This is a genomic window from Pseudomonas sp. GOM6 (assembly GCF_029537485.1).
Taxonomy (GTDB): Bacteria; Pseudomonadota; Gammaproteobacteria; order Pseudomonadales; family Pseudomonadaceae; genus Aquipseudomonas.
Genome location: NZ_JARPUS010000013.1, coordinates 79,864 through 93,653 on the forward strand (window position 1 = coordinate 79,864; position 13,790 = coordinate 93,653).

Here is a 13,790-nt window from a genome sequence, read left to right on the forward strand (position 1 = left end):
GCGCGTCTTACGACAGGCGCTGGCGCACAATCGGATGATTTCTGTATACATATTCCATACCGCGCGCACCCACTCAGGCACGCGCGGCACTTGTGGGCACGACCTTAGAAGTGCACCTTGGCGATCCAGCTGAAGGTGTTCTGGTCGGTGCCGCCGAGGATCTGGTCACCCAGGAAGCTGTCGTCGTCGATGCCGTACTTGTCCTTCCAGTAGTCGTACTCGATACCGACGTACAGCTGCTTGGCGCCCCAGCCCATGGCCTTGCCAAGGTCGTACTTTATCTGCGGGTTGAAGTGCAGGTTGGCGTGGTAGGTGCCGCGGCTGTTCTCGTCGTTGTCCACCACCCAGTCCATGAAGCCGTCGATGAGGATGTCCGAGTCGCCGAGCGGGATGGTGACGCTCCAGGCCGGGGTAACCTGCCAAACGTCGTCGCCGGGACGGCTGCCATCGCTGGTGCGGTTGTAGAAGTTGAGCGAGAAGTAGTTGAAGCCCGGGATGTCCAGGTCGAAGCCCGGTCCAATCAGGTAGGACTCCACGTCGCCCTCGCCGAACTCGTAGGTCATGGCCAGCAGCACGTCCTTGACCGGGCCGAACTGGATCTTCTGGTCGAAGATCTTGCCCAGTGACAGGCGTGGCGAGAACTCGCCGTAGTAGGTGTTGCTGCCGACCTGGGCGTCGTCCTCGCCGTTGTAGAAGATCTTGTCGACGAAGAAGAAATTGTCGCCGTACTTCCAGCCATCGGCATGCTCGAAGGTCAGGGTTTGCTGGATGTTCGGGTTGATCTTGTAGCTCTGCCCATAGAGGTAGGTCAGGCTGTTGCTTTGCCAGTGCAGCAGGCCCTCAGCGGACGCCGGGGCGGCAGCCAGGCATGTGGCGGTCAGTGCCAGGGAATGGGGCAGATAACGCAGTTGCATGTGGGTATTCCTTATTGTTTTTTGCGGTTGCAGTTGCCCCGTCCACGATCCCCCCTCCACGGCGAGCGGCTTGCAGACAGGTGAATGGAATAGGCGGAACTCAGCCGAGCAAAGGGCTAGGAAATAAGGCAGCTCTGGCATTGCCCGCACGCGGCGTTGGTGCAGCAGCCACGGACATGGCGAGCAAAGGGAATATGGCGCTGGGCATCTCGCCCAGCCGGGAGCGAACTCCGCAGCGCATGGATGAACTCATGGGTAAAGCCTGCCTGTTGTTGTTCTCGGTCGTGGGCTTACTTGGGTGTTCACGGACACCCATGTGTTTATCGTCAAAGCCTGACCTTTCGATCAGCTTTGGCTCGTTATACACCCTGTAAACAGATCAAACAATATTCCAATACAGGAATGTATACATTTGTAAAAACAAGCGTTTGTCAGAGCTGCTTTTTCTCTTTCTGACGCTTGAGGAAATCCACCTTCCACTGCTCCAGGCCCAGGTATTCGGAATCCAGATTGGCTTCCACGCCATGGCGCAGCTTGAGCGCGGCGATGGCCTCGGCATGGCTGGCCTGGAACTGGTCGAAGCGCTGCAGCAGCTGTGGCTGGCGTACGCTGGAAAGGTGAAAACTGCCTCGGCTGTGCGGCAGCGCCGGGTCGAACACCAGGGCCCCCGGCCGGGCGCGAATGTTGTCCAGGTAGTAGGTGGCCACGACCACGTTGTAATAGGCCCCGTCGGCTTCATCGCGCAGGGCCAGGCGCAGCATCTGTTTGAGATCGGCCCCGCTCACCACCTGGGTCTGCCCGGCGGAGATACGCGCCTTGTAGTCCCCGGGAGTCCAGCCTTCGACCAGGGCCAGGCGCTGCAGGCGCCCTACCCCCTTGCCCAGCTGCTGCGGCGGCACCAAGACGCCATCCACGTAGTCGACCACGGGTTGACTGTAGGCGACGCCAGCGCCCTGCTTGGCGTCCTGGGCCCATTGCGGGCTGTCCGGGTATTTGAAGTCGATGCTGCCGTTGAGCAGATGGCGCGTCAGCTGGCTGACCGGCAAGGCCTGGTAGCGCAACTCGATGCCCGCTTCACGGGCGAACAGGTCGAGCACTTCGCGCGCGAAGCCCTGGTAGTCGCCCTTCCCGTCCTGCCAGTAGTGCGGCTGGAAAGACTGCTGCTCGACACCCACCACATAGCTTTGCGCCAAGGCGCCTTGCGTACACAACAGGCCGGCACTCAGCCAGCCGATTACCCGAGGTTTCATGACCTTCTCCTTGTTTTCGTTTCGGGTAGACGCGCGCAAGCCCCGCGAACCCCTGGCTCGCGGGGCTTGCGCGCAGTTTTACTCGCCGTTGACCAGGTGCAGCGCCAGCTGGTTGTGACGCTCCAGCACGCGCGGCAGGTCGATGGTGGTGATCTGCCCACCACTGACCACCACGCGGCCGTTGATCACGCTGGTATCGACCTGGCTCGGGGTGCAGAACACCAGCGCCGCCAGTGGGTCGTGGTGGGCGCCGGCATAGGCCACGTGGCCGAGGTCGAAGGCCACGAAGTCCGCCGCCATGCCCGGTGCCAGGGCGCCGATGTCGTTGCGGTTGAGCACCTTGGCGCCGCCCAGGGTGGCGATCTCCAGCGCCTCACGGGCGGTCATCGCATCCGGGCCGAAGCCGACGCGCTGTAGCAGCAGCGCCTGGCGCACTTCGCCGATCATGCTGGCGCCGTCGTTGGACGCCGAACCGTCGACCCCCAGGCCGACCGGCACGCCGTGGTCGCGCATCTTGCGGATCGGCGCGATGCCCGAGGCCAGGCGCATGTTCGAACACGGACAATGGGCCACGCCGGTGCCGGTGCGGGCGAACAGCTCGATGCCGTGCTGGTCCAGCTGCACGCAGTGGGCGTGCCACACGTCATGGCCGACCCAGCCTAGGTCCTCGGCGTATTCGGCCGGGGTCATGCCGAACTTCTCGCGGCTGTAGGCGATGTCGTTGACGTTCTCCGCCAGGTGGGTGTGCAGTGACACACCGTAGTGGCGCGCCAGCACCGCCGCCTCGCGCATCAGGTCGCGGCTCACCGAGAACGGCGAGCACGGTGCCACCACCACCCGCAGCATCGAACCGTGGGCCGCGTCGTGGTAGTCCTCGATCAGGCGCTGCGACTCCTTGAGGATGTCGGCCTCCTTCTCCACCACCGAATCCGGCGGCAGGCCGCCCAGGCTACGCCCGACGCTCATGCTGCCGCGCGCGGCGTGAAAGCGCATGCCGATCTCCCCGGCCGCATGGATGCTGTCGTCCAGCTTGCAGCCGTTGGGGTAGATGTACAGGTGATCGCTGGAAGTGGTGCAGCCGGAAAGGATCAGCTCGGCCATGGCGGTCTGGGTCGACACCGAGATCATCTCCGGCGTCAGCCCGGCCCAGATCGGGTAGAGGTTGGTCAGCCAGTTGAACAGCTCGCCGTTCTGCGCCGCCGGCACCACGCGGGTCAGGCTCTGGTACATGTGATGGTGGGTGTTGACCAGGCCGGGAATGACCACCTTGCCGGTCATGTCCAGCACCAGGTCGGCGGTTTGCGGCAACTCATGCGAGGGGCCGACCTGGCGAATCAGGTTGTCTTCGATGAACATCCCGCCGCGTTTGATCTCGCGGCGCTCGCCGTCCATGGTCACCAGCAGTTCGGCGTTCTTGACCAGCAGTGTTTTAGGCATGTGTATTCCTCGACCCGCCAAGGCAGGCAGCAAAAAATGGTGTCTGGAATCCCCTCTCCCATAACGGGTGGGGTGAAGAGCACGGCGTTCAGCCGCCGGTCATGCTCATGAAGCGCACGACCTGAACCTGTTCATTGGCGTCGAACCAGTGCCGCTCGGGTTTCAAACGCAGCGCATCAATCAGCGCCGCGCGCAGGCGTTCGCCGTCGCCGGGGTGGCGACGCAGCAGTGCCTTGAGGTCGAGCGCGCCCTCGTGGCCCAGGCACAGCACCAGCTTGCCTTCGGCGGTGACGCGCACGCGGTTGCAGTCGCCGCAGAAGTTGCGGCTGTGCGGCGAGATAAAACCGACCTGGGTATCGCTGCCGACCACCTGCCAGTAGCGCGACGGTCCGCCCGTGCGATGGCTGCTGGGCAGCAGCTGGAAACGCCCAGCCACCCGCTCGCGCACCTCATCCGAGGTACACAGGGTGACCTTGCGCTCGTGGCTGGAGATGCTGCCCAGCGGCATCTCCTCGATGAAGCTGATATCCAGCCCGCGCTCGACGGCGAAGGCCACCAGATCCTCCACCTCGTCGTCGTTGCGCCCCTTCTGCACCACGCTGTTGAGCTTGATGCGGCGGAAACCGGCGGCGCGTGCGGCGTCGATACCCTGCAGCACCTGGTCGAGACTGTCGCGGCGGGTGAAGGCGGCGAAGCGCTCTCGCTGCAGGGAATCCAGGCTGATATTGAGGCGATCGACGCCAGCCTCGCGCAGCGCCGGTGCCAGATGCGCCAACTGCGAGCCGTTGGTGGTGATGGCCAGGTCTTCCAGCTCGCTGCGCCCGCCCAGGCGCCCCAGCAAACTGAGCAGATTCTTGCGCACCAACGGTTCGCCACCGGTGATGCGGATGCGCTTCACCCCCAGGCCGATAAAGGCATCGGCCACGGCGTAAAGCTCTTCCAGGGTGAGGATCTGGGCGCGCGGCGCGAAGACCATGTCTTCGCTCATGCAGTAAGTGCAACGAAAGTCGCAGCGGTCGGTGACCGACAATCGCAGGTAGGTAATGCGACGCCCGAAGGGGTCGAGCAGCTGTGGGTCTTGCATGACTTTAGCCTGTCGCAATACGCAGCGGCGACTGCCGCTGTCGTAGGCGCCGAAGAATGGAAACAGAAGATCTATTTTTTGTATACAGGAAATTCATCCAGTACCTTGCTTGAGGCTCGCGCAAACCCGGTGCTACCATGCCGAACCCTCGCCAGCCGGCCCTTCCGGGGCTGTCGACGAGCCATTCAAGGAGAGCCTGTGAGTAGTATTCGCGAGCGCAACATGGCGCTGATCCTGCAAGCTGCGAGCCAGGAATTCGCCGACAAGGGCTTCGCCGCCGCCAAGACCAGCGACATCGCCGACAAAGCCGGCCTGCCCAAGCCCAACGTCTACTACTACTTCAAGTCCAAGGAAAACCTCTATCGCGAGGTGCTGGAAAGCGTGATCGAGCGCCTGCTGAAGGCCTCCCTGCCGTTCGACGAGGACGGCCACCCCGAACAGGTCCTGCGCGACTACATCCGCACCAAAATCGCCATTTCCCGCGACCTGCCCTACGCCTCCAAGGTGTTCGCCAGCGAGATCATGCACGGCGCGCCGCACCTGTCCGCCGAACGCACCGAACAGCTCAACGGCCAGGCGCGCTTCATCATCGGCTGCATCGAGCGCTGGATCGACCAGGGACTGATGGCCAAGGTCGATGCCAGCCACCTGCTGTTCAGCATCTGGGCGGCAACCCAGACCTACGCCGACTTCGACTGGCAGATCTCCGTGGTCACCGGCAAGACCAACCTCAGCGACGCCGATTACGAGGCCGCCGCCGAGACCATCATTCGCCTGGTGCTGAAGGGCTGCGAAGTGCAGCCCGTCGCCAGCTGAGCCGGATAAATAATCGGCGCGTGGTTAGAGCCAGCGCCAGCCGCCCTAACCCAGCATTACCGACGCGCTTAACCCCTTCAATTACCACCTCTCGCAGCTGAAACGCTCCCACAGCAGCTTGGGCTGAGTTCCGTGGCAGCGGCTTCAGCCGCGATTAGCGGATCGAGTGATAAGAGTTGCTCGGCCCTAGCTAGCCAGACCAATCACACCCCCGGATCGGCCTGCAGGCGCATGGCTTCCAGTGCGCTGACCGCGCACTGTTCATCGATATCCGACGCATCACCGCTGATACCCACCGCCCCGATCACCTCCCCGGCCTGATCGCGGATCAGCACACCGCCCGGTGCCGGCACCAGATTGCCGCCTGCCAGGTTATTGGCTGCACCAATAAAGGCCGGGCGCTGCTGGGCATCAGCGGCGATCAGCCGCGAGCCCTTGCCCAGGGCAATGGCGCCCCACGCCTTACCGATGGCGATCTGCGGGCGGAGCATGCTGGCGCCATCTTCGCGCTGCAGACAGATCAGGTGGCCACCGGCATCCAGCACGGCGACGGTCAGCGGCGCGGTGCGCAATGCGCGGGCGGTGTTGAACGCCTGACTGGCAATGCCCAGGGCGGTTTCCAGGTTGAGTTGCGGCATGGTCATAGCTCCTTGAAGGATGGCTGGCCAGCAATTTGGCGCCATCGATTACACACATTGAATCTGTTTTTTGTATACATTTAGCTGAGCAGAATTTTTACAAACCCGCCACAGATCAATTGAAACAGCCGTTTCAAAACAAAATCACTTTGCTTGCCGCACCGCTTGACCCTCGTCGAAAGCCATGAATAGAATCTGCCGCACACAGCTTTGTATACACTTTCACAGGCATAGAGGAACAATAAATGGCCAGAATGAGAGCAATAGAAGCCGCGGTACTGGTGCTGCGCCGTGAAGGCGTAGACACCGCCTTCGGCATCCCCGGCGCGGCGATCAATCCGTTCTACGCGGCGCTGAAGAAGGTCGGCGGTATCGACCACGTTCTGGCTCGTCACGTCGAAGGCGCCTCGCACATGGCCGAGGGCTACACCCGCACCACTCCGGGCAATATCGGCGTGTGCATCGGCACTTCCGGCCCCGCCGGCACCGACATGGTCACCGGTCTGTACTCGGCTTCCGCCGACTCCATCCCGATCCTCTGCATCACCGGCCAGGCGCCGCGTGCGCGTCTGCACAAGGAAGACTTCCAGGCCGTCGATATCACCAGCATCGTCAAGCCGGTGACCAAGTGGGCGACCACGGTGCTGGAGCCTGGCCAGGTGCCCTACGCCTTCCAGAAGGCCTTCTATGAAATGCGCAGCGGCCGCCCCGGCCCGGTGCTGATCGACCTGCCGTTCGACGTGCAGATGGCCGAGATCGAATTCGACATCGACGCCTACGAGCCGCTGCCGCTGGCCAAGCCGAGCGCCACCCGTGGCCAGGCCGAGAAAGCCCTGAGCATGCTCAATGCCGCCGAGCGCCCGTTGATCGTCGCTGGCGGCGGCATCATCAACGCCGATGCCTCGGACAAACTGGTGGAGTTCGCCGAGCTCACCGGCGTGCCGGTGATCCCGACCCTGATGGGCTGGGGCACCATTCCCGACGACCACCGCCTGATGGCCGGCATGTGCGGCCTGCAGACCAGCCACCGCTACGGCAACGCCACCCTGCTGGCATCCGACCTGGTATTCGGCATCGGTAACCGCTGGGCCAACCGCCACACCGGTTCGGTCGAGGTCTACACCGAAGGTCGCAAGTTCATCCACGTCGACATCGAACCGACCCAGATCGGCCGCGTGTTCAACCCTGACCTGGGCATCGTCTCCGACGCCGGTGCCGCCCTGGATGCCTTCCTCGAGGTGGCCCGCGAGTGGAAAGCTGCTGGCAAGCTGAAGGACCGCAGCGCCTGGGTGGAATCCTGCCGCGAGCGCAAGCGCACCCTGCAGCGCAAGACCCACTTCGACAACGTGCCGGTCAAGCCGCAGCGCGTGTACGAGGAGATGAACGAGGCGTTCGGCAAGGACACCTGCTACGTCAGCACCATCGGCCTGTCGCAGATCGCCGGCGCGCAGTTCCTCCACGTCTACAAGCCGCGCCACTGGATCAACTGCGGCCAGGCCGGCCCGCTGGGCTGGACCGTTCCGGCCGCCCTCGGCGTGGTCAAGGCCGAGCCGGCGCGCCAGGTGGTGGCGCTGTCGGGTGACTACGACTTCCAGTTCATGATCGAAGAGCTGGCCGTCGGTGCGCAGTTCCACCTGCCGTACATCCACGTGCTGCTGAACAACTCCTACCTGGGCCTGATTCGCCAGGCGCAGCGCGGCTTCGACATGGACTACTGCGTGCAGCTGGCCTTCGAGAACATCAACGCGCCGGAGATCAACGGCTACGGCGTCGACCACGTCGCGGTGGTCGAGGGCCTGGGCTGCAAGGCGATCCGCGTGTTCGACCCGAACGAACTGCAGAACGCCTTCGCCGAAGCCAAGCGCCTGATGGCCGAGCACCGCGTGCCGGTGGTGGTCGAGGTGATCCTCGAACGCGTCACCAACATCTCCATGGGCACCGAGATCAACGCGATCAACGAGTTCGAGGAACTGGCCGCGCGCGGCATCGACGCACCGACCGCCATCTCGTTGCTGGACTAAGCAACCAATCCCCTCTCCCGCTTGCGGGAGAGGGTTAGGGAGAGGGCAGCTCTATCACCCCTCTCCCCCAGCCCCTCTCCCTGCTCTCTAGATGAGTCGGGGGAGAGGGAGACAAACCAAGGAGCCGTGACATGCCCCGTTTTGCCGCCAACCTGTCCATGCTGTTCACCGAAGTGGACTTCATGGACCGTTTCGCCGCCGCCGCCGAAGCCGGCTTCAGCGGTGTCGAATACCTGTTCCCCTACGACTACCCGGCCGAGCAGATCAAGGCTCAGCTCGACGCCAACAAGCTGGAACAAGTGCTGTTCAACCTGCCTGCGGGCGACTGGGCTGCCGGCGAGCGCGGTATCGCCTGCGATCCACGCCGCGTCGAGGAATTCCGCACCGGCGTGGACAAGGCCATCGCCTACGCCCAGGTGCTGGGCAACCGGCAGATCAACTGCCTAGCCGGCATCCGCCCGCAGGGCTACGACTGCACGACCATCAAGCAGACCTTCGTCGACAACCTCAAGTACGCCGCGGGCAAGCTGGAGGCCGCCGGTATCCGCCTGGTCATGGAGATGATCAACACCCGCGACATCCCGGGCTTCTACCTCAACACCACCCAGCAGGCCCTGGAAATCCGCGAGGCCGTGGGCAGCGCCAACCTGTACCTGCAGTACGACATCTACCACATGCAGATCATGGAAGGAGATCTCGCCCGCACCATGGAAGGCAACCTGGCCGCGATCAACCACGTGCAGCTGGCCGACAACCCGGGCCGCCACGAACCGGGCACCGGCGAGATCAACTACCGCTTCCTGTTCGAGCACCTGGACCGCATCGGCTACCAGGGCTGGGTTGGCTGCGAATACAAGCCCAAGACCACCACTGCCGCCGGCCTCGGCTGGCTGAAGACGCATAACGCCATCTAACAAGAGGACTTTCACATGGCCAAGATCGGATTCATCGGTACCGGCATCATGGGCAAACCCATGGCGCAGAACCTGCAGAACGCAGGCCACACCCTGTTCTTCTCCGAGCACTTCGAAAAAGCGCCGGCTGAGCTGATCGGCGACAACGGCATCGGCCTGGCCAACCCGCGCGAAGTGGCGCAGGAAGCCGAGTTCATCATCGTCATGGTGCCGGACACCCCGCAGGTCGAAGACGTGCTGTTCCGCGCCGACGGCGTCGCCGCAGGTGTCGGTGCCGGCAAGGTAGTGATCGACATGAGCTCCATTTCGCCGACCGCGACCAAAGTCTTCGCCGAGAAGATCAAGGCCACCGGCGCCGCCTACCTGGACGCCCCGGTGTCCGGCGGCGAAGTCGGCGCCAAGGCCGCCACCCTGTCGATCATGGTCGGTGGCTGCCCGAACGCTTTCGAACGCGCCCTGCCACTGTTCCAGGCCATGGGCAAGAACATCACCCGCGTCGGCGGCAACGGTGACGGCCAGACCGCCAAGGTCGCCAACCAGATCATCGTCGCCCTGAACATCCAGGCCGTCGCCGAAGCCTTGCTGTTCGCAGCCAAGAACGGCGCCGATCCGGCCAAGGTGCGCGAGGCGCTTTCGGGTGGCTTCGCCGGTTCGAAGATCCTCGACGTACACGGCGAGCGCATGATCAAGGGCACCTTCGACCCAGGCTTCCGCATCAGCCTGCACCAGAAGGACCTCAACCTGGCCCTGGCCGGTGCCAAGGAGCTGGGCCTGAACCTGCCCAACACCGCCAACGCTCAGCAGGTGTTCAGCACCTGCGCGGCCATCGGTGGCAGCAACTGGGACCACTCCGCGCTGATCAAGGGCCTGGAGCACATGGCCAACTTCAATATTCGCGGCGAATAAGAGCCAGTCCTTTCGGAAGGTTGTGGGAGCGGCTGAAGCCGCTCCCACGCCGACTGACGAGCTGCTCCGCCCACCCTATCGACCTTCCTGGCCTGCGGAGTCACGGCCCAAGGGCCAGGTTGGTCGATTCCATTGCACAGCTGCCGTGCGCGACGGCTGTGCAATGGAATCGGCCTGCACAACAAGAGATCCCGAGATGACCATCGACCCGCAACGCCTGCTGCGCGACCTGTTCGCCACCGCCATCGCCGCCGCCCATCCCGATCAGGTTCTGGCCGACCACCTGCCCGCCGACCGCAGCGGCAAGGTCATCGTCATCGGTGCCGGCAAGGCCGCTGCAGCCATGGCCGCGGTGATCGAACGCGAGTGGCAGGGCGAGGTCAGCGGCCTGGTGGTGACCCGCTACGAGCACGGTGCCGACTGCAGCAAGATCGAAGTGGTCGAGGCCGCCCACCCGGTGCCGGACGATGCCGGCGAGCGCGTCGCCCGCCGTGTGCTTGAGCTGGTCAGCAACCTCAGCGAAGACGACAAGGTGATCTTCCTGCTCTCCGGCGGCGGCTCCTCCCTGCTGGCCCTGCCGGCCGAGGGCATCTCCCTGGCCGACAAGCAGGCGATCAACAAGGCGCTGCTGCGCTCTGGCGCCGCCATCGATGAAATGAACTGCGTGCGCAAGCACCTCTCGGCGATCAAGGGCGGTCGCCTGGCCAAGGCCAGCTGGCCGGCCAGCGTCTACACCTACGCGATTTCCGACGTGCCCGGCGACGAAGCCACGGTCATCGCCTCCGGCCCCAGCGTCGGCGACCCGACCACCTCAGCGCAAGCTTTGGCGATTCTCGAGCATTACCAGATCGACATTCCGGCCAACGTGCGCGCCTGGCTGCAGGACCCGCGCTCGGAAACGGTCAAGCCGGGCGATCCGTGCCTGGCGCGCAGCCACTTCCAGCTGATCGCCACGCCGCAACAGTCGCTCGACGCCGCCGCCGAACGCGCCCGCGAAGCCGGCTTCACCCCGCTGATTCTCGGTGACCTGGAAGGCGAGTCGCGGGAGGTGGCCAAGGTACACGCCGGCATCGCCCGTCAGGTGGTGCTGCATGGCCAGCCGATCAAGCCACCCTGCGTGATTCTTTCCGGCGGCGAAACCACCGTCACCGTGCGCGGCAACGGCCGCGGCGGGCGCAACGCCGAATTCCTGCTTAGCCTCACCGCCTGCCTCAAGGGCCTGCCCGGCGTCTATGCGCTGGCCGGCGACACCGACGGCATCGACGGCTCCGAAGACAATGCCGGCGCCATCATGACGCCCTATAGCTTCGCCCGGGCCGGCCTGCAGCAGCTGGATGCCGAGGCCGAACTGGCCAACAACAACGGCTACGGCTACTTCGCCGCACTCGACGAACTGGTGGTCACCGGCCCGACCCGTACCAACGTCAACGACTTCCGCGCCATTCTGATCCTCGAGGCCTCTGCCCAATGACTCCGAACAAGAAAGCCAAGATTCTTGCCACCCTCGGCCCGGCCGTAAAAGGCATCGACGACATTCGCCAGCTGGTCGAAGCCGGGGTGAACATCTTCCGCCTCAACTTCAGCCACGGCGAACACGCCGACCACGCCCAGCGCTACCAGTGGGTGCGCGAGGTCGAGCGTCAGCTCGGCTGCCCGGTCGGCATCCTCATGGACCTGCAGGGGCCGAAACTGCGGGTCGGTCGCTTCGCCGGCGGCAAGACCCAGCTGTTCAAGGGCCAGGCCTTCCGCCTCGACCTCGACGCCACGCCGGGCAACGACGTGCGGGTCAACCTGCCGCATCCGGAAATCATCGCCGCGCTGGAGCCGGGCATGAGCCTGCTGCTGGATGACGGCCGCCTGCGCCTGGAAGTGACCGCCAAGCATGCCGATGCCATCGACACCATCGTCATCGCCGGTGGCGAGCTGTCCGACCGCAAGGGCGTCAACGTGCCGGAAGCGGTGCTGCAGCTGTCGCCGCTGACCGCCAAGGACCGCGCCGACCTGGCCTTTGGTCTGGAGCTGGGCGTGGACTGGGTGGCGCTGTCCTTCGTCCAGCGTCCGGAAGACATCATCGAGGCGCGCGCGCTGATCGGTGACAAGGCCGCGCTGATGGCCAAGATCGAGAAGCCCTCGGCGGTGCAGCACGTCGAAGCCATCGCCCGCCTGTGCGACGCGATCATGGTGGCCCGCGGCGACCTCGGTGTGGAAGTGCCGGCGGAGAACGTGCCGCGCATCCAGAAGGACATCGTCCGCGTCTGCCGCCAGCTCGGCCGGCCGGTGGTGGTGGCCACGCAGATGCTCGAATCCATGCGCTTCTCCCCCGCCCCGACCCGAGCCGAGGTCACCGACGTGGCCAACGCCGTGGCCGAAGGCGCCGATGCCGTGATGCTGTCGGCCGAGACCGCCTCCGGGGACTACCCGCTGGAAACCGTGCAGATGATGAGCAAGATCATCCGCCAGGTGGAAAACGGCCCGGACTACCAGGCCCAGCTCGACGTCGCACGCCCGCAGGCCGAGGCCACGGCGAGCGACGCCATCAGCTGCGCCATCCGCCGGATCAGCGCGATCCTGCCGGTCGCCGCCCTGGTCAATTACACCGAGTCCGGCGCCTCCAGCCTGCGCGCCTCGCGTGAGCGGCCAAAGACGCCGATCCTCAGCCTGACGCCGAGCCTGGAGGTGGCGCGCAAGCTCACCGTGGCCTGGGGCATTTACTCGGTGATCAACGCGCGCCTGGGCAAGATCGATGAAGTCAGCAGCACCGCGCTGGAGATCGCCCGCAGCCAGGGCTTCGCCGGGATTGGCGATACCGTGGTGATCACCGCCGGCGTGCCGCTGGGCCAGCCCGGCAGCACCAACCTGCTGCGCATCGAGCAGCTCGGCTGATGCCATGGTCCTGGCCAGCGGCTTTCGCGCCCTGCTCTGCGCCTTCGCGCAGATCTTCCTGCAGCAGCGCCCGGGCTTCGGCCTGGCGGTGCTGCTGGCGCTGCTGGTCGGGGCACCCAACCTGCTCGGTGATGCACTGCTCGGTGCCTTGGCCGGCAACCTGGTGGCGCAGCGGCGCGGCTACGCCCAGGCCGATATCGACATCGGCCTGTACGGCTACAACGGCGCACTGATCGGCCTGCTGCTGAGCCTCAAGCTGGCCTGGACGCCCCTGCTGCCACTGCTGGTGGTGACCCTGGCCGGGGCCTCCTGCCTGATGCTCAAGCCCTGGATGCAGGCCCTGCGCGAACGCCGCTGGCTGCCTGCCTATACCCTGCCGTTCGTGCTGTGCGGCTGGGCGCTGCCGGGGCTGGTCAGCCTGCTGCAGCTGCCCCTGGTGCCCGCTGCGCCGCCCGTGGCGCTGGTCGACAGCGGCTGGCAGGCGTTCGTCGAAGCGACCCTGCGCGGTCTGGGCCAGGTGATCTTTCTCGACCATCCGCTGGCCGGGCTATGCCTGCTGGTCGGCCTGTTTCTCAACGCGCCGCGCGCCGCGACCTGGGCGCTGGCCGCCGCCGCGCTGCCGGTGGCCCTGGCGCTGCTCAATGCCCCCGCCTCGCCTGTGGTGCTGCAGGGCCTGCTCGGGTACAGCCCGGTACTGGCCGTCGTCGCCCTGACCCAGCTCTATCGCCGTCCCTGGGCGCCGCTGGCCGCGCTGCTGCTTAGCCTGGTGCTGCAACCGGGCTTCAGCGCCCTGGGCCTGGCGCCGCTGACCATGCCGTTCATCCTCGCCTGCTGGCTGGTGCTGGCCAGCGACCGTCTGCTGCGCCGCGCCGCCACGGGCTGCGCGCCCTTGCCAGAGTCGCGACGCATTCCCTAGGCTTGTACCCC

At 65.1% G+C, this 13,790-nt stretch carries 12 protein-coding genes; 7 read left to right on the plus strand and 5 right to left on the minus strand.

The window, feature by feature from the left end; all coding sequences use genetic code 11:
- Positions 1–104 precede the first annotated feature (104 nt).
- From P7A97_RS15515 to moaA, 4 genes are all read right to left on the minus strand, one after another.
- The gene (locus tag P7A97_RS15515) at positions 105–908 is read right to left on the minus strand and encodes an outer membrane protein OmpK (RefSeq protein ID WP_277690978.1); all 804 of its coding nucleotides are present in this window, start codon (positions 906–908) and stop codon (positions 105–107) included.
- A gap of 437 nt (positions 909–1,345) precedes the next feature.
- Positions 1,346–2,164, minus strand: coding sequence for a transporter substrate-binding domain-containing protein (locus P7A97_RS15520; RefSeq protein WP_277690902.1), 819 nt, complete (start codon positions 2,162–2,164; stop codon positions 1,346–1,348).
- Positions 2,165–2,242: 78 nt separating this feature from the next.
- Entirely contained in the window at positions 2,243–3,601 is a 1,359-nt protein-coding gene (locus tag P7A97_RS15525; RefSeq protein ID WP_277690903.1) for an 8-oxoguanine deaminase, read from the minus strand.
- Positions 3,602–3,689: 88 nt separating this feature from the next.
- Positions 3,690–4,685, minus strand: a complete 996-nt coding sequence (moaA, locus tag P7A97_RS15530; protein ID WP_277690904.1) for a GTP 3',8-cyclase MoaA — start codon at positions 4,683–4,685, stop codon at positions 3,690–3,692.
- Positions 4,686–4,883: 198 nt separating this feature from the next.
- Between moaA and P7A97_RS15535 the strand changes: the two genes are divergently transcribed.
- Positions 4,884–5,501, plus strand: a complete 618-nt coding sequence (locus P7A97_RS15535) for a TetR/AcrR family transcriptional regulator (protein WP_277690905.1) — start codon at positions 4,884–4,886, stop codon at positions 5,499–5,501.
- Between the two features lie 203 nt (positions 5,502–5,704).
- Here P7A97_RS15535 and P7A97_RS15540 read toward each other — a convergent pair whose 3' ends face one another.
- Positions 5,705–6,139 (minus strand): heme-binding protein, encoded by a 435-nt coding sequence (locus P7A97_RS15540; RefSeq protein ID WP_277690906.1) that lies wholly within the window; start codon positions 6,137–6,139, stop codon positions 5,705–5,707.
- 245 nt (positions 6,140–6,384) lie between these two features.
- Here P7A97_RS15540 and gcl point away from each other — a divergent pair, with 245 nt between their 5' ends.
- The 6 genes from gcl to P7A97_RS15570 all read left to right on the plus strand — a co-directional run bounded on the left by gcl (position 6,385) and on the right by P7A97_RS15570 (position 13,779).
- A complete protein-coding gene (gcl, locus tag P7A97_RS15545; protein ID WP_277690907.1) occupies positions 6,385–8,160 on the plus strand; it encodes a glyoxylate carboligase in 1,776 nt (591 codons plus the stop codon).
- Between the two features lie 131 nt (positions 8,161–8,291).
- Positions 8,292–9,074: a hydroxypyruvate isomerase gene (hyi, locus tag P7A97_RS15550; protein ID WP_277690908.1), complete on the plus strand. Its 783-nt coding sequence runs from the start codon at positions 8,292–8,294 to the stop codon at positions 9,072–9,074.
- A 15-nt stretch (positions 9,075–9,089) separates the two neighbouring features.
- The gene (locus P7A97_RS15555; protein ID WP_277690909.1) at positions 9,090–9,980 is read left to right on the plus strand and encodes a 2-hydroxy-3-oxopropionate reductase; all 891 of its coding nucleotides are present in this window, start codon (positions 9,090–9,092) and stop codon (positions 9,978–9,980) included.
- Between the two features lie 196 nt (positions 9,981–10,176).
- Positions 10,177–11,451, plus strand: coding sequence for a glycerate kinase (locus P7A97_RS15560; protein ID WP_277690910.1), 1,275 nt, complete (start codon positions 10,177–10,179; stop codon positions 11,449–11,451).
- Entirely contained in the window at positions 11,448–12,863 is a 1,416-nt protein-coding gene (gene pyk, locus P7A97_RS15565) for a pyruvate kinase (protein WP_277690911.1), read from the plus strand. The genes P7A97_RS15560 and pyk overlap by 4 nt, the downstream gene beginning before the upstream one ends.
- Before the next feature lie 4 nt (positions 12,864–12,867).
- Positions 12,868–13,779 (plus strand): urea transporter, encoded by a 912-nt coding sequence (locus P7A97_RS15570; protein WP_277690912.1) that lies wholly within the window; start codon positions 12,868–12,870, stop codon positions 13,777–13,779.
- Positions 13,780–13,790 lie beyond the last annotated feature (11 nt).